This is a genomic window from Streptomyces sp. SID13666, from assembly GCF_010548325.1.
Lineage (GTDB): Bacteria > Actinomycetota > Actinomycetes > Streptomycetales > Streptomycetaceae > Actinacidiphila > Actinacidiphila fildesensis.
On sequence record NZ_JAAGLX010000029.1, the window covers coordinates 1 to 19208 of the forward strand.

At 72.0% G+C, this 19208-nt stretch carries 21 protein-coding genes; 10 read left to right on the top strand and 11 right to left on the bottom strand.

Annotated features, from left to right (window positions below):
* Positions 1 to 221, top strand: a 221-nt coding sequence (locus tag G3I60_RS29330; protein WP_164607933.1) for a hypothetical protein, incomplete at its 5' end; no start/stop codon positions are given.
* Positions 222 to 236: 15 nt separating this feature from the next.
* On the opposite strand, the gene G3I60_RS29335 is transcribed toward G3I60_RS29330, so the two are convergent.
* Positions 237 to 2258 (bottom strand): M3 family metallopeptidase, encoded by a 2022-nt coding sequence (locus G3I60_RS29335; protein ID WP_164295559.1) that lies wholly within the window; start codon positions 2256 to 2258, stop codon positions 237 to 239.
* 155 nt (positions 2259 to 2413) lie between these two features.
* Positions 2414 to 2662, bottom strand: coding sequence for a DUF5302 domain-containing protein (locus G3I60_RS29340; RefSeq protein WP_138358262.1), 249 nt, complete (start codon positions 2660 to 2662; stop codon positions 2414 to 2416).
* A gap of 114 nt (positions 2663 to 2776) precedes the next feature.
* Here G3I60_RS29340 and G3I60_RS29345 point away from each other — a divergent pair, with 114 nt between their 5' ends.
* Positions 2777 to 3814, top strand: coding sequence for a trans-acting enoyl reductase family protein (locus G3I60_RS29345; protein WP_164295560.1), 1038 nt, complete (start codon positions 2777 to 2779; stop codon positions 3812 to 3814).
* Between the two features lie 9 nt (positions 3815 to 3823).
* On the opposite strand, the gene G3I60_RS29350 is transcribed toward G3I60_RS29345, so the two are convergent.
* From G3I60_RS29350 to G3I60_RS29365, 4 genes are all read right to left on the bottom strand, one after another.
* Positions 3824 to 4084, bottom strand: a complete 261-nt coding sequence (locus G3I60_RS29350; protein WP_138358258.1) for a DUF6126 family protein — start codon at positions 4082 to 4084, stop codon at positions 3824 to 3826.
* Positions 4081 to 4707: a helix-turn-helix domain-containing protein gene (locus G3I60_RS29355; protein ID WP_138358256.1), complete on the bottom strand. Its 627-nt coding sequence runs from the start codon at positions 4705 to 4707 to the stop codon at positions 4081 to 4083. The genes G3I60_RS29350 and G3I60_RS29355 overlap by 4 nt, the downstream gene beginning before the upstream one ends.
* 81 nt (positions 4708 to 4788) lie before the next feature.
* The gene (locus G3I60_RS29360) at positions 4789 to 5811 is read right to left on the bottom strand and encodes a DUF6745 domain-containing protein (protein WP_164295561.1); all 1023 of its coding nucleotides are present in this window, start codon (positions 5809 to 5811) and stop codon (positions 4789 to 4791) included.
* Positions 5812 to 5883: 72 nt separating this feature from the next.
* On the bottom strand, positions 5884 to 6210 hold the full coding sequence (locus G3I60_RS29365; protein ID WP_164295562.1) for a hypothetical protein: 327 nt from the start codon (positions 6208 to 6210) through the stop codon (positions 5884 to 5886).
* Positions 6211 to 6371: 161 nt separating this feature from the next.
* Here G3I60_RS29365 and G3I60_RS29370 point away from each other — a divergent pair, with 161 nt between their 5' ends.
* From G3I60_RS29370 to G3I60_RS29395, 6 genes are read left to right on the top strand one after another with little or no spacing between them, the layout of a single operon-like run.
* Positions 6372 to 7328 carry an STM4015 family protein gene (locus G3I60_RS29370; protein ID WP_138358250.1) on the top strand — a complete coding sequence of 319 codons (957 nt, stop codon included), beginning with the start codon at positions 6372 to 6374 and terminating at the stop codon, positions 7326 to 7328.
* The gene (locus G3I60_RS29375) at positions 7325 to 8275 is read left to right on the top strand and encodes an STM4015 family protein (protein ID WP_138358248.1); all 951 of its coding nucleotides are present in this window, start codon (positions 7325 to 7327) and stop codon (positions 8273 to 8275) included. The genes G3I60_RS29370 and G3I60_RS29375 overlap by 4 nt, the downstream gene beginning before the upstream one ends.
* Positions 8256 to 9395: an STM4014 family protein gene (locus G3I60_RS29380; RefSeq protein WP_164295564.1), complete on the top strand. Its 1140-nt coding sequence runs from the start codon at positions 8256 to 8258 to the stop codon at positions 9393 to 9395. The genes G3I60_RS29375 and G3I60_RS29380 overlap by 20 nt, the downstream gene beginning before the upstream one ends.
* A gap of 1 nt (position 9396) precedes the next feature.
* Entirely contained in the window at positions 9397 to 10209 is an 813-nt protein-coding gene (locus G3I60_RS29385; protein WP_138358290.1) for an STM4013/SEN3800 family hydrolase, read from the top strand.
* The gene (locus G3I60_RS29390) at positions 10206 to 11621 is read left to right on the top strand and encodes an STM4012 family radical SAM protein (protein WP_164295565.1); all 1416 of its coding nucleotides are present in this window, start codon (positions 10206 to 10208) and stop codon (positions 11619 to 11621) included. The genes G3I60_RS29385 and G3I60_RS29390 overlap by 4 nt, the downstream gene beginning before the upstream one ends.
* A 38-nt stretch (positions 11622 to 11659) precedes the next feature.
* Entirely contained in the window at positions 11660 to 12568 is a 909-nt protein-coding gene (locus tag G3I60_RS29395; RefSeq protein WP_164295566.1) for an STM4011 family radical SAM protein, read from the top strand.
* On the opposite strand, the gene G3I60_RS29400 is transcribed toward G3I60_RS29395, so the two are convergent.
* The 3 genes from G3I60_RS29400 to G3I60_RS29410 all read right to left on the bottom strand — a co-directional run bounded on the left by G3I60_RS29400 (position 12541) and on the right by G3I60_RS29410 (position 14530).
* The gene (locus G3I60_RS29400) at positions 12541 to 13347 is read right to left on the bottom strand and encodes an SAM-dependent methyltransferase (RefSeq protein ID WP_164295567.1); all 807 of its coding nucleotides are present in this window, start codon (positions 13345 to 13347) and stop codon (positions 12541 to 12543) included. The two genes, G3I60_RS29395 and G3I60_RS29400, sit on opposite strands and share 28 nt — an antisense overlap.
* Before the next feature lie 79 nt (positions 13348 to 13426).
* Positions 13427 to 13660, bottom strand: a complete 234-nt coding sequence (locus G3I60_RS29405; protein ID WP_138358238.1) for a DUF397 domain-containing protein — start codon at positions 13658 to 13660, stop codon at positions 13427 to 13429.
* A gap of 3 nt (positions 13661 to 13663) precedes the next feature.
* Positions 13664 to 14530, bottom strand: coding sequence for a helix-turn-helix transcriptional regulator (locus G3I60_RS29410; protein WP_138358236.1), 867 nt, complete (start codon positions 14528 to 14530; stop codon positions 13664 to 13666).
* Between the two features lie 136 nt (positions 14531 to 14666).
* On the opposite strand from G3I60_RS29410, the gene G3I60_RS29415 reads away from it, so the two are divergent.
* Entirely contained in the window at positions 14667 to 15131 is a 465-nt protein-coding gene (locus tag G3I60_RS29415) for an ATP-binding protein (protein ID WP_138358234.1), read from the top strand.
* A 78-nt stretch (positions 15132 to 15209) separates the two neighbouring features.
* Here the strand turns inward: G3I60_RS29415 and G3I60_RS29420 are convergent, their stop codons facing one another.
* Together G3I60_RS29420 and G3I60_RS29425 are read right to left on the bottom strand one after the other, a co-directional pair.
* Positions 15210 to 16001, bottom strand: coding sequence for an SGNH/GDSL hydrolase family protein (locus tag G3I60_RS29420; protein WP_138358830.1), 792 nt, complete (start codon positions 15999 to 16001; stop codon positions 15210 to 15212).
* Positions 16002 to 16080: 79 nt separating this feature from the next.
* Positions 16081 to 18180 carry an alpha-galactosidase gene (locus tag G3I60_RS29425; protein WP_164607935.1) on the bottom strand — a complete coding sequence of 700 codons (2100 nt, stop codon included), beginning with the start codon at positions 18178 to 18180 and terminating at the stop codon, positions 16081 to 16083.
* A gap of 175 nt (positions 18181 to 18355) precedes the next feature.
* On the opposite strand from G3I60_RS29425, the gene G3I60_RS29430 reads away from it, so the two are divergent.
* Complete coding sequence (locus G3I60_RS29430) at positions 18356 to 19198, top strand: tyrosine-protein phosphatase (protein ID WP_164295627.1); 843 nt, start codon at positions 18356 to 18358, stop codon at positions 19196 to 19198.
* The last annotated feature ends 10 nt before the right edge of the window (positions 19199 to 19208 follow it).

The following is a 19208-nucleotide window of genomic DNA, read 5'->3' on the forward strand; positions in this document are numbered from 1 at the left end:
GTGTGCTCTTCCGATCTGCCGCGGATCCCGCGCTCGCGCTGTCCGCCCTGCTGGCCGCCGTCCGTGACCCGCACGCCGACGTCCGCAAGGCCGTCGTCCTGGCGCTGCTCCCGCACGGCGGCGGCCCGGGACCGGTCCTTGCGGCCCTGGCCGCCGCCGCGGACGACACCGACGCCGACGTACGCGCTTACGCCCGGCGGGCGACGGGAGCGGCCGTCTGACGGCGGCCGCGGGCTCTAGGCGGGCAGCAGCCCCCGGCGCACCAGCAGCGGCTCGATCTTCGGGTCGCGGCCGCGGAAGTTGCGGTAGGTGGTGAGGGAGTCCACGCTGCCGCCCTTGGAGAGCAGTTCCCGCCGGAAGGCGTCACCGTTCGCCCGGCGCATGCCGCCGTTCTCCTCGAACCAGTCGACAGTGTCCGCGTCCAGGACCTCGCTCCAGATGTAGGAGTAGTAGCCCGCGCTGTAGCCGTTCGAGAAGACGTGGGAGAAGTACGTCGAGCGGTAGCGCGGCGGGATCGCGGGGACGGCGATCCCGGCCGCCTTGAGCGCCTCGGCCTCGAACGCCTGGGCGTCGCCCGGGTCGCTGCCGGCCCCGATCGTGTGCCAGGCCCAGTCGAGCAGCGCGGCGCCCAGGTACTCGACGGTCCTGAAGCCCTGGCCGAACGCGTCGGCCTCCGCCATCCGCTCGATGAGCTCGGCCGGCAGCGGCTCGCCGGTCTCGTGGTGCTTGGCGTAGTTGGCGAGCACCTCGGGCCGCAGCGCCCACATCTCGTTGACCTGGGACGGGTACTCGACGAAGTCCCTGGGGACCGCGGTCCCGGCGAAGAACGGGTACTGGACGTCGGAGAACAGCCCGTGCAGCGCGTGCCCGAACTCGTGGAAGAGCGTGTTGACCTCGGCGAAGGTCAGAAGCGCCGGCTCACCGGGGGCGGGCTTGGCGATGTTGAGGTTGTTCACCACGACCGGGCGGGTGCCGAACAGTCCCGACTGGCCGACCAGCGCGTTCATCCAGGCCCCGCCGCGCTTGGAACCGCGCGCGAAGAGGTCGGCGAGGTAGAGGCCCAGCGGTGTCCCGTCCTCCTCGGACACCTCGAAGACCCGGACGTCGGGGTGGTAGCCGACGAGGTCGGTGCGCTCGGTGAATCGCAGCCCGTAGACCTGCGAGGCGGCGAAGAACACCCCGTCGTGCAGGACCCGGTCGGCCTCGAAGTAGGGGCGCATGACGGCGGCGTCGAAGGCGTACCGCTCCTTGCGCACCTGCTGTGAGCGGTAGGCCCAGTCCCAGGCCTGGATGGGGCCGGTGTCGCTCACCGCGGCCAGTGCGGCGGCCTCCCGCTCGGCCATGGCGACGGCCGGCGGGACGAGCCGGTGCAGCATGCCGGTGACGGCGTCGGTGGTCAGCGCCGTCTGGTCGGCGACGACGTACGCGGCGTGGCTGTCGTACCCGAGCAGCGCGGCCCGTTCGGCGCGGAGCGTCGCCATGCGGACGGCGAGCTTGCCGTTGCCCTTGGCGCCGCGGCCCAGCGAGCGCTCCAGGAGCCGCTCGCGGACCTCGCGGTTGTCGAGGGAGGCGAGCTCCGTCTGGTTGGAGAAGTTCTTCAGGCTGATGACGTACTTGCCGTCGTGCCCGCGGGCCCGGCCGTTCTCGGCGGCGGCCGAGATGGCGTCCTCCGACAGCCCGGCGAGCTCCTCCGGGCCGTCCAGCACCAGGGCCGCGTCGCGGGTGTCGTCGAAGACGTTCTGCTGGAAGGAGGTGGCGGCGGTGGCGAGTTCGGCGTTCAGCTCACGCAGCCGCTGCTGGTCCTCGGGGGAGAGCTGGGCGCCGGCCCGCAGGAAGGTGGTGTGATACCGCTCCAGGAGCCGCAACGACTCCGCGTCCAGACCGAGTTCGGCGCGGTCGTCGTGGAGCGACGCGACGCGGGCGAACAGTCCGGCGTCCAGGTGGATCGCATCGCTGTGCGCGGCGAGCCGCGGATTGAGCTGCGCTTCCAGTTCCTGCACGGCCGGGTTGGTGTCGGCCGAGGACTGGTTGAAGAACACGTTTCTGACGCGCCGCAGCAGGGCCCCGGATCGCTCCAGCGCCACGATGGTGTTCTCGAAGGTGGGCGGCTCCTGGCTGCCCGCCACCGCCGCGACCTCTTCCAGCTGCTCCGCGAGACCTCGCTCGAACGCCGGGAGATAGTGCTCGTCGCGGATCTCGGCGAACGGCGGCAGCTCGTACGGAAGCGGGCTCGGGCTGAAGAATGGATTCGTCGTCACCCGCCCGACCCTACGCCGCCCGCCTGCTTCCCCCGGAGGACGAAGGGGATCGTCCGGACATCCCTGTCAGGCACATCCCCGACGGCCGCGGGGCAGGCCCGGGAAGCCGAGCCCGCCCCGCGGCCGTGGGCAAGGAGGGGTACGGGTCGTACGGATCAGCCACCGCTCTTGCGGCGGAACTCGCGCTGTCCGCCGGCTCGCCCGTGGGCACCGTGGATCTTCGAGCTGTCCGGTCCGCCGCCGGCGGCAGCGGCGCTCTGGTTGCCTCCGCGCTTCCGCTCCAGGGCTTCACGGAACTTGCGCTTGACCTCGTCCTCGGCCGGCTCGGCCGCGGCGGACGCGTCCGCAGCGCCGGGCACCTCGGTCGCCTCGGTCGCCTCTTGGTCTGATGCCTCGGCAGTCATGGGGGCCTCCTGGTTTCGTTCGGTTACGGGCCAAGCCTCGCATGCCCGGCCACGTACGACACACTGCAATACCGGCGGCGGGACGCCGGACCGCTCTCAGGAAGGACGTGTTCCATGACCTGGATGCTGTACGGCGCCACCGGATATACCGGACGCCTGATCGCCCGGCGGGCCGCGGCCCGTGGTGAACGGGTGGTACTGGCCGGCCGCAGCATCGCCAAGGTAGCGCCGCTGGCGGCGGAACTCGGTCTCGAGCACCGCATTTTCGGCCTTTCCGATCCGGTCGCGCTGCGGCGGGCGCTGGAGGGCGTCGAATCGGTCGCCCACTGCGCGGGGCCGTTCTCGGCGACGGCGCTGCCGATGGCGCTCGCCTGCATCGAGACCGGCACGCACTATCTGGACATCACCGGCGAGATCGATGTCTTCGAGCAGCTGCACGCCCTTGACGGGCAGGCCCGCGCCGCCCAGGTCGTCCTGCTGCCGGGCGCCGGCTTCGACGTCGTGCCGACCGACTGCCTGGCCGCCACCGTCGCCGCGGCCCTGCCCACCGCGAACCGTCTCGACCTGGCGATCCTGGTCGGCGGGACCGCCAGCCCCGGCACCGCCAGGACCGCGATCGAGGGGCTGCCCGACGGCGGGCGGGCCCGTATCGACGGCACGATCAGCGCGGTGCCGATGGGCTGGCGCCGGACCAGGGCGGCGTTCCCCTCGGGACCGCGGATGGTCACCTCCATCCCCTGGGGTGACGTCAGTACCGCCTTCCACTCGACGGCCATCCCCAACATCACCACCTACATGCCGCTGCCGCCCGGTGCCGCGGCCTTCAGCAAGGTGATGCGGCTGCGACCGGCGCGGATCCTGGCCCACGCCGCCGTCGGCGCGCTGGTGCGCGGACCCAGCGCGAAAGCGCTGGCCGGAACGCGTTCCGAGGCGTGGGCGCGGGCGAGCGACCCGGAAGGGCGCAGCGCGCAGGCGACGGTGACGATGCCGAACAGCTACGAGCTGACCGTCGAGTCGGTGCTGCGGATCATGCCGCGGCTCGCCGGTCTGCCGCACGGGTCGCAGACGCCGTCCCGGGCCCTCGGCGCCGGTTTCATCACCGAGTTCAGCGGCGTCACGCTCACGGAGTCGGGAGCCAAGCGCGGCTGGTGACGGTGCGGCTCAGTTGCCGTGCGCGCCGAGTACGAACAGCAGCCAGACGAATCCGGCCAGCAGGTGGGCGACGACGACGTAGACCAGAACGCGCAGGACCACGGCCCGTTCCTTGCGCCGCTCGCTGCCCTCGCTGGTACGCAGCTCCGGGGCGAGCGGTTCGTGGCGCGGGCGGCCGGTGGCGGTGTTGGTGACGGCGGCACGGACCGGGGTGGTGCCGGTGCCGTCGGTGCCGCTGGGGGTGGCTTCGGTGGGGGCGGTGTCGTTCATTTCGGGGTGTCCGCTCTCTTCGGGTCCTGCGTGTCCTGCGGGGTGACGCACAGGCCGGCCGCCTCGCTCTGCATGAGGGTGTGCAGGAAGAGCAGGTCGACCCCTTCGGGGGAGGCGGCGGCGAGGCGGTGCGGCACCAGCGAGTCGAAGTGCGCCGCGTCGCCGGTGTCCAGCAGATGGGTGTTCTCCCCGAGGGTGAGCCGCAGCCGGCCGCCGGTGACGTAGAGCCACTCCTCACCGGGGTGCACGCGGACCAGCCGGTCCTGCGCCTCGGGCGGTACATGGACCCGCAGCGCCTGCATGGCCCGGCCGGTGCCGCCGGCCCGCCAGTACGTCCAGCCTCCGGCGGGCACCGGTGCCATGCTGTCGCCGCGTACGATGGGGAACGGTTCGGCGGTCGTCTCCCCCAGCAGGTCCGAGACGGTCGTGCCGTACAGCCGGGCCAGCCCGAGCAGTACGGGAAGCGACGGCTGCCGGAGCCCGGATTCCATCCGCGACAGGTGCGCGGCGGAGAGTTCGAGCCGCCGGGCGGCTGCCTCCAGGGTGAGGCCGGTACGGCGGCGCTGCTCCTTCAGCCGGGGGGCGAGGACCAGCGTCTCCGCGGACGCGATATCGGTGTCCATGCCGTTGATGGAACAGCATCCCTTGCCTCTCGGGCAAATGTTTTGCCTGAGAGGCAAATCACCCGGCCTCTCCTCACCCGCTCAGGTCTGCCGCTCGGGCAGATAGCTGTCCGCGTCCAGCCCGAAGGTCCAGGCGACGCCCTCCCGGGCGGTCCTGGTCCGCGGCGGGACGCGCAGCCAGTACGTCCGGTGGGTGCCGTCCGGCTCCGGGGTGGAATTGACCACCTCGACCATCACCACCGCCTCGTCGTCGTCCAGCTCGATGCGCCACAGGATCCCGGTCTCGTCCCGGGCCACCGGCTTGGCACCTGACTCCGCGAGGTAGCGGTCGTAGCCGTAGTACTCCAGCATCACGCGGCGCAGCTCCGCGTTCTCCTCGGTCCGTATCCGGGCCGGGGTGAGGTCCGCGAGGCCGGCGAGGAACGCGGCAGGCACCGGCATACCGCGCCAGGCGTGCAGGGCGAAGCCGTCGGGGAAGGCGAGCGCGGGCCCGTCGCCCCGGTCCAGCCGGCCCGCCTCGTCCCGGTGCAGTTCCACCGGCCGCTCCGCTATCACCACGACCCGCTCGTACGGCCACCACCAGCCGGCGGCGCGAGCCACCGCCGAGACGCCTTCGAGCGTCCCGGCCTCCTCGTCGAAGGCGGCCAGCCACGCCGCGTCCTGCTGGCCGAGCACCGCGTCCAGCAGCACCAGGCGGACGGCGGCCGCGTCCGCGGGCTCCTCGCTGAGCGCCTCCACCACACCCGCGCGGATCCGGTCGGCGAGCGAAGCCGTCGAGTCCCACAGCTGGCCGCCGGTCAGTGCCCACCGCTCGGCCCAGCCCGCGGGTCCGAGCGCCGCATGCCGGCGCTGCCGCTCCGCCGCCCACGGGCGGGTGCGCACCGCGTCCCGCACGCAGCGCCCCGTTCCGTCCTCAGCCACCAGCCGCATCGCGGTCGCGGCGGCCTCCAGCGGCGAGCCGGTCCACACGACGCGCTCCGGTGCCGGGAGTCCGGCCTGCCAGTACGCGAGCTGTATCCCCGCCTCCGCCGCGGCGCGGTCCGCCGCCCCGGTCTCCGCCGCGATCGCCCGCCACCGCGCCGCCGTCTCCAGTGCCGTCGTCATTCCGTCCGTCCCCGCCCCTCGTCCTCGGTCACTTGAACTCCCCCCGCCGGTCGCGCGGCACCGCCGCGCACCTCAGTCCGCCACGACGCGCACGGCGCCGGGCACGTACTCGCGCTGCCGCACCACCCGGAACCAGCCCTTGGGCAGCGGTATGGCCGCGTGCTCCTCGTGCACCACCCGCCCGCCGTCCGGGAGATGGAGGAACGCGTCACCGAACGGACCGGGCTCGCGGACCAGGGTGCCGGGCCCGACGACCGCGTGCGCGTGACCGGTCACCTCGCCCAGCGCGAGCACCAGCCGTCCCCGTCCGTCCCGTGGCTGGCGCGCCAACGCCTCGACTCCGCGCGGCGGTTCCCCCGCCTCCAACGGCATGATCAACACGTCCCCCTGCCGGTACACAGCACGCTCCCCTCCGCCGTCCGCACCCTGCGGCCGCCGATGTCCAGAAGCTACGTGGCCGGTCTGACAACGCCCGCCGTCCGCGTTGTCAGTGCGGCTTGGTAGAACTTTGCCCAGATCAGTCGTCAGGCCAGTCCCGCCCGTGTCAGGAGATCAGCGTCATGTCAGCCGTAGAGCATCTGCAGGAGTTGCACGGCCTTCCTGCCTTCGACTTCCCCGGGCCCGACAGCAAGGACGAACTGCCCGCGCCGGAGACCGTCGCCTGGCGGCTCGCCGCGGATCCCTACGACGACGACTCCGACGAGGAGTTCGGGGATGTCTGGGACCGGTTCCTGGACACGGTGGATCCTTCCCGGGTGCGGGCGATCATCATCGGCCAGTGGGGCGAGGCCTACGAGGACGACTCCACCGGGATCGTCGAGGACCTCGTCGACGCCAAGGACCAGCTGACCGCGCTGGAGGCCGTGTTCATCGGCGACCTGGAGCAGGAGCAGGCCGAGATCTCCTGGATCGAGCAGTCCGACGTCACTCCCGTCCTGGCGGCCTATCCGGAGCTGCGGGAGTTCGGCGCCCGTGGCGGCACCGGCCTGCTGTTCCCTGCGGTGCGGCACGAGCACCTGCGCACCCTGACGTTCGAGGCCGGCGGTCTGCCCGCCGAGGTCGTCCGCGGCATCGCGGCGAGCGAGCTGCCCGCGCTGGAATATCTGGAACTGTGGCTCGGCGTCGAGGAGTACAGCGGCACGGCCACCCTCGCCGATCTCGCCCCGATCCTGGCCGGCGGCGGCTTCCCCGCGCTGCACCATCTGGGCCTGCGCAACAGCGAGATCCAGGACGAGATCGCCGCCGCGGTCGCCGCCGCTCCGGTGGTGGCCCGGCTCAGCTCCCTCGACCTGTCGCTGGGCGTTCTCACCGACGAGGGTGCGACCGCGCTGCTGGAAGGCCAGCCGCTCACCCATCTGCAGTGGCTCGACCTGCACCACCACTTCCTCAGCGACCCGATCGCCGCACGCCTGCGCGACACGCTGGTGCCCGCCGGCGTCGAGGTCGACCTGTCGGAACCGGGCCGCAGCTGGAACAACGACGGTGTCGTGCACCGCTTCACGGCGGTGGCGGAATGAGGGACACCTTCGCCGGCCTGCCGGTTCACACGCTGACGCATCCGGTCGGCGCCGCATCCGGCCTCCCGGCCGCGGACAGCGTCGCCTGGGGGCTGGAATGCGGCTACGGCGCCGACGCGGCGTTCCCCGAACTGTGGCGCGGCTTCCTGGACACGGTGGACACCGAGCGGGTCACCGCCCTGGTGATCGGATCCTGGTGGGACGGCGACTACACGAGTCTGGGCCCGGTGGTGGAGCTGATCGTCGCCGACGCGGCCCGGCTGCCCGGTCTGCGCGCGCTGTTCCTCGCCGATGTGGAGGGCGAGTCCTGCGAGATCTCCTGGCTGCTGATGGCCGACATCACGCCCGTGCTGGAGGCCTTCCCGCTCCTGGAGGAGCTGGGCGTGCGCGGCGGCAACACCGGGGACGACGCCCTGGTCCTGGCGCCCGTGCGGCACACCGCGCTGCGCGTGCTGCGATTCGAGTCCGGCGGGCTGCCGGGAAACGTCGTGCGCGCGGTGGCCGCGAGCGAGCTCCCCGCCCTGGAACACCTGGAGTTGTGGCTGGGCGTCGAGGAGTACGGCGGGGACTCCACGGTCGCGGACCTCGCCCCGTTGCTGGCCGGCGGCCGCTTCCCGGCCCTGCGCCATCTCGGGCTGCAGAACAGCGAACTGCAGGACGAGATCGCCGCGGCCGTGGCCGCCGCCCCGGTCGTCGCCCAGCTCACCTCGCTCGATCTCTCGATGGGTGTGCTCAGCGACGAAGGTGCTGCCGCCCTGCTCGGCGGTCAGCCGCTCACCCATCTGACCCGTCTCGACCTGAGTCACCACTACCTGAGCGACGCGGTCATGGAGCGCGTCAGCAGTGAACTGGGCGCCGCCGGGGTGACGGTGGACCTCTCCGAGCAGGAGAGCCCGGAGGATGAGGGCGATGACGAGGAGTGGCGCTATGTCGCCGTCTCCGAGTAGCTCCGCTGTCCGCTCCGAAGTCCGTTTCGCCGTCGTCGGGAATCCCGGCAACCGCCGGGTGGCGATGTTCGCCGACGCCGTGCGGGCTGCTGGGCTCCCCGCGCCCCGGATCGTGGCCTGGCGCGATGTGCTGCGCGGGGCGTACGGGTTCACGCCGGGCGAGGTCGTGCGGGTGGACTCCCCCGGCGAGGACCCCGAGGTCGACCGAGCACTGCGCGGCGGCGGCGATCCGACCCGCGTCGAGGGCAGTGCCCTCTGGTACCGGCGGTTCACCGACGCGGTACGGGAGGTGGCGCGGGCCGCGGTGGAGGCGGGCGCCACCCTGCTCGACGATCCGCAGGACGTCGCCGTGCTGTTCGACAAGCGGCGCTGCCACGCCCGGCTGCTGGCGGCCTGCGTTCCGGTACCGCCGGCGCTCACCGCGCCCGTGCACGGCTGGGACGACCTCAGGGAGCAGTTGCGCGCGGCGCGCATGCCGCGCGCCTTCGTCAAGCCCGCGCACGGCTCGTCCGCGTCGGGCGTGATCGCCCTCGAGTTCGGCGGGCCCGGCCGGCTCAGGGCGACGACGTCGGTGGAGCGGACCACCGACGGACGGCTCTTCAACTCGCTGCGCGTACGGCGCTACGAGGACGAGCGCGAGGTCGCCGCGCTGGTGGACACGCTGGCCGGGGACGGTCTGCAGGTGGAGCGCTGGCTGCCCAAGGCCGCGCAGCACGGCCGGGCCGCCGATCTGCGGGTCGTCGTGGTGGACGGCAGGGCGACCCACGCGGTGGTGCGCACCAGCCGCTCCCCGATGACCAATCTCCATCTCGGCGGCGCCCGCGGGGACCTCGCGGCGGCGCGCGCCGCCACCGAAGCGGCCGGACTCGGCTGGGAAACAGTGACGGGCATCGCCGAACAGGCCGCGGCCTGCTTCCCCGGGACACTCTGCGTCGGGGTCGACGTACTGCCCGGCACCGGCTGGCGGCGCTTCGCCGTCGGCGAGGTCAACGCCTTCGGCGACCTGCTGCCGCGTCTGACGGGCCTGCCCGGCAGCGGCGCCGAGGAGCAGGACACCTACGCCGCCCAGGTGGCCGCCGTTCTACGCAGGGAGCGCCACCGTGCCACAGCCGCCGCTTGAGATGAACGAGATCGTGGGCAGTCACGACCTGCTGCTCGTCACCCTGGACACCCTGCGCTACGACGTGGCCCAGGAGCTGGCGGCCGCGGGCCGGATCCCGCATCTGGCCGCCCATCTGCCCACCGGCGGCTGGGAGCGGAGGCATGCGCCGGGTAGCTTCACCTACGCCTCCCACCAGGCCATCTTCGCCGGTTTCCTGCCGACTCCGGCCACCCCGGGACCGCATCCGCGGCTCTTCGCGGCCCGCTTCGCCGGCAGTGAGACGACAGCGGACGGCACCTATGTGTTCGACACACCGGACCTGGTGTCGGGTCTGGCGGCTGCCGGGTACCGGACGGTGTGCATCGGCGGCGTCGGCTTCTTCAACAAACAGGCGCCACTGGGTTCCGTGCTGCCCGGGATGTTCCAGGAGAGCCACTGGGAGCCGGAGTTCGGCGTGCCCTCCCCCACCTCCTTCGAGGCGCAGATCGCCCGCGCCGAGGAGGTCGTCGCCGGGCTGCCCGACGAGCAGCGGCTCTTCCTCTTCGTGAACGTCTCGGCACTGCACCAGCCCAACTGGTTCCATCTGCCCGGCGCCACCCGCGAGGCGGGCGACTCCCGCGCGACGCACGCCGCCGCCCTGGAGTACGTGGACCGGCACATCGGCCGGCTGTTCACGGCGGCGAGCAGCCGCCGCCGCTGCTTCGCGATCGTCTGCTCCGACCATGGCACCACGTACGGCGACGACGGCTTCACCGGCCACCGGCTCGGCCATGAGGCCGTCTGGACCGTCCCCTACGCCCACTTCTTCCTTGAGGCCGAGGCACAGCGATGAGCACCACGACGATCGACCCCGCGACCTCCATCGACACAGGCACAGGCACCGGCACCCGGCCGTACGAGAGCTACGTCTATGCCTACCCGCACAAGACCGCGTACCGGAAGCTGGAGGACCGCCCTCCACTGCGTGACCTGTGGGCGGGCGAACCGGTGGGCGCGCTCTCCCTCTACGCCCACATACCGTTCTGCGAGGTGCGGTGCGGCTTCTGCAACCTCTTCACCCGGATCGGCGCCCCCGAGGGGCTGACCACCCGCTATCTCGACGCCCTGGAGCGCCAGGCGGGCGCCGTCCGTGAGGCGCTCGACGCGGCCGGCGGCGAACCGCGCTTCGCGGCGGCGGCCTTCGGCGGCGGGACACCGACGTTCCTGGACGCCGGCGAGCTGCAGCGGCTCTGCGACATCGCCGAACTGCGCATGGGCGCCGACCTGCGGGCGATCCCGTTGTCGGTCGAGGCGTCGCCGGCCACGGCGACCGCCGACCGGCTGGCGGTCCTCGCCGACCGCGGCACGACCCGCCTGAGCCTCGGAGTGCAGAGCTTCGACGACACCGAGGCGCGCGCGGCGGTCCGCCCGCAGCGGCGCGCCGACGTCGAGGCGGCGCTGTCCCGGATCCGCGACGCCCGCATCCCCGTCCTCAACATCGACCTGATCTACGGCATCGACGGTCAGACCGAGCGCAGTTGGCAACGGTCCCTGGACGCCGCGCTCGCCTGGCAGCCCGAGGAGCTGTACCTCTATCCGCTCTACGTACGCCCGCTGACCGGCCTCGGCCGCCTCGGCGGCAGCACGGACACCGGCACCGGCGCGGGAACGGCCGACACGGAGACGGCCTGGGGCGAGCAGCGGCTGCGCCTGTACCGGTTCGGACGTGACCACCTCCTGGACCGGGGCTACGAGCAGGTGTCGATGCGGATGTTCCGCCGCCGGGGCGCGCCCGCCACCGGCGGAGAGGACTACGCGTGCCAGACCGACGGCATGATCGGCCTCGGCTGCGGCGCCCGCTCGTACACCTCCGCACTGCACTACTCGTTCGACTACGCGGTCGGCATGAGTGAGATCCGGTCGATCATCGACGACTACACCACCCGTTCCGCCCAGCAGTTCGCCGTCGCCGAGTTCGGCCGGCGGATGAACGGGGACGAGCCCCGCCGCCGCCATCTGCTGCAGTCGCTGCTCCAGGCCGAGGGCATGCCGGTGGACGACTACCGGGCACGTTTCGGCACCGGCCCCGAGCAGGACTTCCCCGTCGAACTCGGCCGGTTCGCCGCCGCGGGCTGGCTCGACGGTGCGGCCGCCCCCGAGCGGCTGCGGCTGTCCGCTGAAGGGCTGGCGCACTCCGACGCGGTCGGCCCCGCGCTGTTCTCGGACCCCGTCCGCGCCCTCATGGCTGAGTACGACGCGAAATGAAGCCCCAACCGGACAACCCAGATGTCTCGCAGACCCCGATGGATCTGTCGATCCTCTACCGCGGCCCGCTCGCGAGCTGCGACTACGACTGTCCCTACTGCCCGTTCGCCAAGCGCCGCGACAGCCGCGAGCAGTTGCGCGCCGACCGCGCCGCCCTGGAGCGCTTCGCCGGCTGGGCCACGGCACAGACGGGTGACCGGCTGTCGCTGCTCTTCACGCCCTGGGGCGAAGGCCTGGTGCGCTCCTGGTACCGGCGCACCCTCGCGGAGCTGAGCCACCTGCCGCACATCCGGCGGGTGGCGATCCAGACCAACCTCAGCTGCCGCACCGACTGGCTGGAGGACGCCGACCCCGGCACCGTCGCCCTGTGGTGCACGTACCACCCCGGCCAGACGCCGTACGACCGGTTCCTCGCCAAGTGCCGGGATCTGGCGGACCGCTCGGTCCGGCACAGCGTGGGCGTCGTCGGCCTCCCCGAGCACCTCGCCGAGGCCCGGCGGCTGCGCGCCGATCTCCCCGCCCATGTCTACCTGTGGATCAACGCGGCCGAGGGTCACACGTACACCGACGCCGAGGCGGACGAGTGGACGGCCATCGACCCGCTCTTCCCCTACAGCCGCCACCCGCACCGCAGCGCGGGGCTGCCCTGCCGCACCGGCGAGTCGGTGATCTCGGTGGACGGCGAAGGCACCGTCCGCCGCTGTCACTTCGTCCCCGCCGAGCTCGGCAGTCTCTACGACGGCTCGTACCGCAGGGCGCTGCGGCCGCGGGCGTGCCCGCTCGCCGTCTGCGAGTGCCACATCGGCTACGTCCATCTGGAGTCGCTGCCGCTGTACGACACGTTCGCGGGCGGCGTTCTGGAGCGGATCCCGGCCGACCCGGCCCCACGTGTCCGGCCCGCCCTGACCCTCGTACCTGCTCAGCCCTTGCGGCCGACCCCGCCGTAGAAGCCGATCCGGCTCAGCTCCGCCGGTTCCGGGAGCGGGGCGTCCGGGCGCCACAAGGGCACCTGCACCAGGCTCGGTTCCAGGAGCGTGAAGCCGTCGAAGAACGGCTCGATCTCCTTGTGCGGCCGCACGTTCATGGTCGCGGTGGCCTTGTTGTAGATCTTGCTGACCTCGGGGAAGCTGCCGCCGTGGAAGTCGGCCGTGGCGTGCGACAGCACCAGGTAGCTGCCGTCCGGCAGCGCGTCGCGCAGGGTGGCGACGATGGCGGCCGGGTCCTCCGCGTCGGTGATGAAGTGCAGTACGGCGACGAGGAGCACGGCGACCGGCTGGTCGAAGTCGATCAACTCACTGATGGTCGGGTGGTCCAGGATGCCGCGCGGCCGGCGCACGTCGCCCAGGAAGAAGCCGGTGTTCCCCGAACCGGTCAGCCGGGCTCCGGCGTGGGTCGCGACGATGGGGTCGTTGTCGACGTAGGCGACCCGCACGTCGGAGGAGAGACCCTGCGCGACCTCATGGGTGTTCGGCGAGGTGGGGATGCCCGTTCCGATGTCGATGATCTGGCGGATGCCGTTGTCCACCAGGAAGCCGACGGCCCGCCGGAGGAAGTCCCGGTTCGCGCGGGCGCTGGGGATGATGTCGGGGACGGCGTCGATGACGCGCTGCGCGGCCTCCCGGTCGACCTCGTAGTTGTCCCAGCCCCCGAGGTAGAAGTCGTACATACGGGCGGGGTGGGGCCGGCCCGTGTCTATCTTCTCGGCGGGGAATCCCTGATCGGTCACGCCGTCCTCCGGTTCGGTTCTGTTCGCTCGGCCGCGACAACGGCGGCGCTACTCGGCACGGTCGGGGCAGTCACAGCAGTCACAGCAGGAAGTCCGCTTCGCCGGCCTTCGCGCCCCGGATGAATGTGGAGATCTCAAGATCGGTGTAGATCAGCGCCGGGCCGTCGGGGTCGGTGGACTGGCGCAGCGCCACCCGGCCGTCGTTCAGTTTCTTGGCCTCGACGCAGCTGCCGCCGTTGCCGCCGCTCCACGGCTTCCGCCAGCCCTCGTGACCGAGGTCCTTCGCGGGCATGCCGTTGTATATGCGACCCATGGGTCAGATCTCCTTGCGAATGCCACCGAGGATGGCCTTGGTGCTCTGTGCCGGCGCGGCCTGCGCGCACATCCGGTCCAGCGCCTCCAGGAAGGCCGACACGTCGTCGCGTTCGTCGAAGTACGCGCCGCCGATCAGGCTCTCGGTGTAGGCGATGTCCGGGAGTTCCTGGATCTCGAACCGGAAGATGTGGAAGGGCCCGTACATCGCGGAGTGCGGGCCGGCCGTGAACGGCATGACCTGCAGCCGGACGTTGGGGAGCTCGGTGAGGTCGGCCAGGTGCGCGATCTGGGCGCGCATGACGTCCACGCCGCCGATGGGACGGCGCAGCACCGTCTCGTCCATCACGACCCACAGCAGGGGTGCCTTCTCCCGCGTGAGCAGCGCCTGGCGCTCCAGGCGCAGTGCCACCAGGCGGTCGATCTCGTCGACGGAGGCGTGCGGCAGGCCGGCCCACAGCACCGCACGCGTGTACTCCTCGGTCTGCAGCAGCCCGGGCACGTAGTGCGGCTCGTAGGCGCGGATGATGCTGGCCTCGCCCTCCAGGCTGACGAAGGCGCTGAACCACTCCGGCAGGACGTCACGGAAGCGGTGCCACCAGCCGGGCCGGTTCGCCTCGCGGGTGAGCGCGAGAAAGCCGCTGACCTCGGTGGGAGACGTGACTCCGTAGGTCTGCAGCAGCTTCTCGACGTAGGGCAGTTTGAGGCCGACCTCGGCCTTCTCCATCCTGCGGATCGTGGCATGAGTGACATCGAGAGCCAGGCCGGCCTGCTCGTAGGAGAGGCCCGCCTTCTCCCGCAGGTCCTGGAGTCGTTTGCCGAGCACCACCCGCAGTACGGTCGGGGCGCCTCCCGGCCGTGCTTCCGCCACGAGTCTCCTCCTCCAACTTCCCTCGGTGGTACGCAGTGTGCCATGCCGTCAGTGGACCGAACAGACCGTACAGACGATTGTGTAATTTACAGATCGGACCTTGCCATGTGTTCGGCGCGACCCTCATAGTTGCGGAGTGGCTGCTTCCCAAGACGCTCTCCGGGTAGCGCGTCATGACGGCCCGACCCATCCCGGCCGCTATGACGTCTTCCGGCTTCCCGCGCAGAACGCCTCCGTGGCGGATGCGCGCGGCCGCGTCCGCGCGCGTCTGCGGGACTGGGGTGTGGATCTCGAAGTCACCGACGACGCGGGACTGGTGGTGACGGAGCTGTTCACCAACGCCGTCCGCCACACCGACAGCGAGAAGATCACCTGTTCACTGCTGGCGCTGGGCCGGGTGCTGCGCGTCGAGGTCACCGACCAGGGGCACGGGCGGACCGAGCCGCGCACCCGCACCGCCGATGTCGACGAGGAGTGCGGTCGCGGACTGCTGCTCGTCAGCGTCCTGGCGCAGTCCTGGGGAGTGGGCCCGGCCGAGGACGGCGAGGGGCGCGTGGTCTGGGCCGAGCTGCCCTGCTTGCCCGCCCTCCGCCACCCCTGACCGTCCCCGCACCGCCGCCTCCGGCCGGCCTACGGACGACGGCCCGCAGGCCGAGGGCCCGCGACTCCCGCCCGCTGCCTACAGCGGCAGCAGGTCGGGCCGCTTGGGCTCGACGTGGTCGCCGGAGGATTCGCCGCGCAACCGGCGGCCGATCCACGGCACCAGGTGCTCGCGGGCCCAGTGGATGTTGTCGCGCCGTACCTCGCCCGGAGCCCGTACCGGCTCCGGCTCCCAGGCCTGCTCGGGGTCGGCGCACACGGGAAGGCCGAGCACCTGCGCCGCGCGCAGCGCGACCAGGGTGTGGCCCTCCGGGGACAGATGCAGCCGGTCGCCGCTCCACGCCCGCCGGTCCTGCACCGAGCGCAGCGACCACAGGTCGAGCACCGGGCAGTCCTGGCGGTCCGCGATCGACCGGACGTGCGCCGTGTACGTCGCGATCTTGCCGCGCAGATGGCGCAGCACCGGGACGTCACGGGTGTCGAAGCCGGTGCAGATCAGCACCGTGCCGACCGAGGAGGTGAGGTCGGCGACCGCCGCCTCCAGCCGCTCGGCCACGTCGTCCGGGTCGCTGCCCGGCCGGAGGATGTCGTTGCCGCCCGCGCAGAACGTCACCAGGTCCGGTGCGAGCTCCCTGGCGCGCGGTACCTGCTCGGCCACGATCTGGTCGAGCAGCCGGCCGCGCACGGCGAGGTTGGCATAGCGGAAGTCGTGTTCGGGGCGCCGATCGGCGAGTTGAACGGCCAGGCGGTCGGCCCAGCCGACGAAAGCGCCGTCAGGACCCGGGTCGCCGACGCCCTCGGTGAAGCTGTCCCCCACCGCGGTGTACGACCCGATCGCGCCACTGTTGTTTGTTTTCGAATCGTCAGCCACGGCAGCCCATACTCCCCTTCCGGAAGTGACCTACGCCATCGTAACCGGGGGTTGACGTGGCGTGATTTAGAACACGAGGTCATATTCCGCGCAGCCGGAATACGGCCGCGTCCAGGTCGCCGACCAGCCCCGTCCGCAGTCCGCGGGTGGCCAGCACGGCGCCGCGGTGCACGGTTCCGGTGGCGGGATCCCGGTAGGCGGACGCCGGGTCGAGGCCGCGCAGCCGCAGCGGCGGCTGGGGTTCGCCGAAGGACTGGGAGTGCAGCCAGGCGAGGACGACGATCTCGTCGCCGCGCACGTACTGCACGGCGCTGAGCCCGCCGCCTCCGGGCGCGCGCAGCCGGTACAGGTCGCCGTACTGCACGACGGGCCGGATCGCCTTGTAGAGCTCGACCCAGTCCTTGGCCTCGGCCAGTTCCTCCTCGCTCCACGCCGTCAGGTCGCCGCCGACGCCGAGCACCCCGGCCATGGCGCTCACGAAGCGGAAGCGCAGGCTGCTGGCACGGTGGTTGAGCATGCTGTTGGGGCTGTCGGTGACCCAGGCGGCCATCACCCGGGCGGGGTGCAGCTGACTGAATCCGTGCTGGATCGGCAGCCGGTCCAGCGGGTCGGTGTTGTCCGAGGTCCACACCTGGTCGGTACGGGACAGGATCCCGAGGTCCACCCGGCCGCCGCCGCCCGAGCAGGATTCGAAGGCGACGCCGGGGTGTGCGGCCCGCAGCCGGTCGAGCAGCCCGTACAGCCCCTGCACGTGGTCGACCCACAGCCGCTGCGGGTACGGCTCACCGGGCCAGCCGGCGTCGGTGAAGCACCGGTTGAAGTCCCACTTCACGTAGTCGACGGGGGCGCTGTGCAGCAGCGCGTCCAACTGCTCCCACAGGTACTCGCGCACGTCCTCGCGGGCGAGGTTGAGGATCAGCTGGTTGCGGAACTCGGTGCGCCGTCGTCCGGTGTGGTGCTGCACCCAGTCCGGATGCGCTCGGTACAGGTCGCTGTCGGGGTTGACCATCTCCGGTTCCACCCAGATGCCGAACCGCATGCCCAGGGCGTGCACATCGTCGGCGAGCGGCTTGAGCCCGTTCGGGAACCGGTCGGGGTTGGCGGTCCAGTCGCCCAGTCCGGCGCGGTCGCTGGTCCTGGCACCGAACCAGCCGTCGTCGACGACGAAGAGCTCGACGCCCATCGCCGCGGCCCGGCGGGCGAGTTCGCGCTGCTGCTCCTCGCCGACGTCGAAGCGGGTCGCCTCCCACGAGTTGTAGAGCACCGGCCGCGGCTGCCCGGCGTCCGGGATCACATGGGCCAGCTGGTAGGCGTGCCAGGCGCGGCTCGCGGCGCCGAAGCCGCCGTCCGTGTGGAGCCCGGCGAAGACCGGGGTGGTGAAGGACTCCCCCGGCTCGAGCAGCACCAGTCCCGCGTCGTCGTGCCCGGCGCCGCCGGTGGCCTGCACCCGGCCGTCGGGCAGCTGCTGCACGGCGATGCGCCAGGAGCCGGACCAGGCCAGCGCGGCGGTCCACACCTCGCCCTGCTCCTCGCCCGCGTCGCCCGCGTCGAGGCCGATCCACGGCAGGTGGTGGTGGCCGGTGTGGCCGCGCCGGCTGCCGATCACCTTCTCACCGGCGGTGAGTGCGGTCCTCGCCAGCCGGGTCTCGGACGCCCAGCGGCCGTGCAGGTGCGACAGCCGCCAGCCGTCGCGTTCCGGCAGGGTCCAGGCGGCGGAATCGGCGCGCAGCAGCTCGACGGCGCCGGTGTGTCCGTTGGCCACATGGGTGGCGGTGGTCCAGCGCTCGACGACGTCGGATCCCGCGCGGACCCGGTAGTGCAGCGTCAGGTCGAGATGGTGGACGGAGTCGTGGAAGTGCAGCCGCAGCTCGTCGTTCTCGGTCTCGGCCTCCTCGAAGCACCATTCGGTACCGCGCGCCGTGGCGTCACGGACCGAGAGCGCGGGCCGGACGAAGCGCGGGCCGCCTTCGACGGGGTACTCCTCGTGGCCGTCGAGCGCCGACTCGAAGGAGCTCCCGTCAGGGAGCGGTTCCGCGGCCAGCGCCTCGGCGTCGGCGAGCTGGATGCGGGCGCCCCAGTGCAGATGAAGCAGCTCGTCGCGCTCGGTCAGATGCACGGCGTAGCTGCTGCCGGGACCCGAGAGCAGCCACAGCCGCCCGGTTCCGCCCGTCTCGATCATCAGAACTCCCCTTTTCCGATCACGTACGAACATCGTTACGCGGGCAGAACCCGAAGGCAATGGCGCGGCGGACACATACCGGCCGGTACGTCGGTGGAGCCGGTGTCGTATCGTCGGCTGAGGTTCAGCCCCGAGCTCTGAGCCGTGACCCGAAGGAGCGCCGGTGACCCAGCAGCTGCCGCAGACCCCCGCCACCGACACCGAAGCAGGGACCGGCACCGCGACCTGTGCCGAGCCGGTACTGACCGGTGTCCGAAACTTCCGTGACGTGGGCGGTCTCCGCGCCGCCGACGGTCGCCGGGTCCGGCCGGGGAAGCTGTTCCGCAGCGGTCACCTCGCGCACACCACCGACGAGGACGCGGCCTTCCTGGCCACCCTCGGTCTGCACACGATCTTCGACTTCCGCAACGCCGACGACATCAGGATGGAAGGCCCCGACGTCGATCTGCCAGGCGTCCAGAACATCAACATGCCGCTCAGCGACCCGGCTCACGGAGCCGACTTCTGGCACACCGTGCGCGACGGCGACCTGGACGCGCTGCGCGACGCCCTCGGCGACGGCAAGGGCGCCGAGCGGATGACCACCGCCTACCGGCAGCTCATCCTGGACCGCACCGCCCAGCACAGCCGCATGCTGGAACTGCTCGCCGAGGAGCCCGCCGTCCCGGCCCTGCTGCACTGCGCCGCGGGCAAGGACCGGGCCGGTACGTCGATGGCGATCATCCTGCTCGCCCTCGGCGTGGACCGCGCCGAGATCGAGGCCGACTACCTGGAGAGCAACGCGGCCCACCGCCGCTACAAGGTCCAGCGCGGTGACGGCGCCACCGGCTCCGCCATCGACCCGGAGATCATGAAGCTCCTCAGCCCGCTCTTCGAGGCCCGGCTGGAATACCTGACCGCCGCCTTCGACACCATCGACGAGCACTGGGGCTCCGTCGACCGCTATCTCTCCGAGGGCCTGGGCTGTACGGAGGAGCGGCGCGCGCGACTGCGCGAGCTGCTCCTCACGGACGCCTGAGACCCGCCCG

Coding starts and splice junctions, on each gene's coding strand:
- G3I60_RS29340 (WP_138358262.1), bottom strand. CDS start 2,662: ATGACTGCCGAGGCATCAGACCAAGAGGCGACCGAGGCGACCGAGGTG.
- G3I60_RS29345 (WP_164295560.1), top strand. CDS start 2,777: ATGACCTGGATGCTGTACGGCGCCACCGGATATACCGGACGCCTGATC.
- G3I60_RS29350 (WP_138358258.1), bottom strand. CDS start 4,084: ATGAACGACACCGCCCCCACCGAAGCCACCCCCAGCGGCACCGACGGC.
- G3I60_RS29355 (WP_138358256.1), bottom strand. CDS start 4,707: ATGGACACCGATATCGCGTCCGCGGAGACGCTGGTCCTCGCCCCCCGG.
- G3I60_RS29360 (WP_164295561.1), bottom strand. CDS start 5,811: ATGACGACGGCACTGGAGACGGCGGCGCGGTGGCGGGCGATCGCGGCG.
- G3I60_RS29370 (WP_138358250.1), top strand. CDS start 6,372: ATGTCAGCCGTAGAGCATCTGCAGGAGTTGCACGGCCTTCCTGCCTTC.
- G3I60_RS29375 (WP_138358248.1), top strand. CDS start 7,325: ATGAGGGACACCTTCGCCGGCCTGCCGGTTCACACGCTGACGCATCCG.
- G3I60_RS29380 (WP_164295564.1), top strand. CDS start 8,256: ATGTCGCCGTCTCCGAGTAGCTCCGCTGTCCGCTCCGAAGTCCGTTTC.
- G3I60_RS29385 (WP_138358290.1), top strand. CDS start 9,397: ATGAACGAGATCGTGGGCAGTCACGACCTGCTGCTCGTCACCCTGGAC.
- G3I60_RS29390 (WP_164295565.1), top strand. CDS start 10,206: ATGAGCACCACGACGATCGACCCCGCGACCTCCATCGACACAGGCACA.
- G3I60_RS29395 (WP_164295566.1), top strand. CDS start 11,660: ATGGATCTGTCGATCCTCTACCGCGGCCCGCTCGCGAGCTGCGACTAC.
- G3I60_RS29405 (WP_138358238.1), bottom strand. CDS start 13,660: ATGGGTCGCATATACAACGGCATGCCCGCGAAGGACCTCGGTCACGAG.
- G3I60_RS29425 (WP_164607935.1), bottom strand. CDS start 18,180: ATGATCGAGACGGGCGGAACCGGGCGGCTGTGGCTGCTCTCGGGTCCC.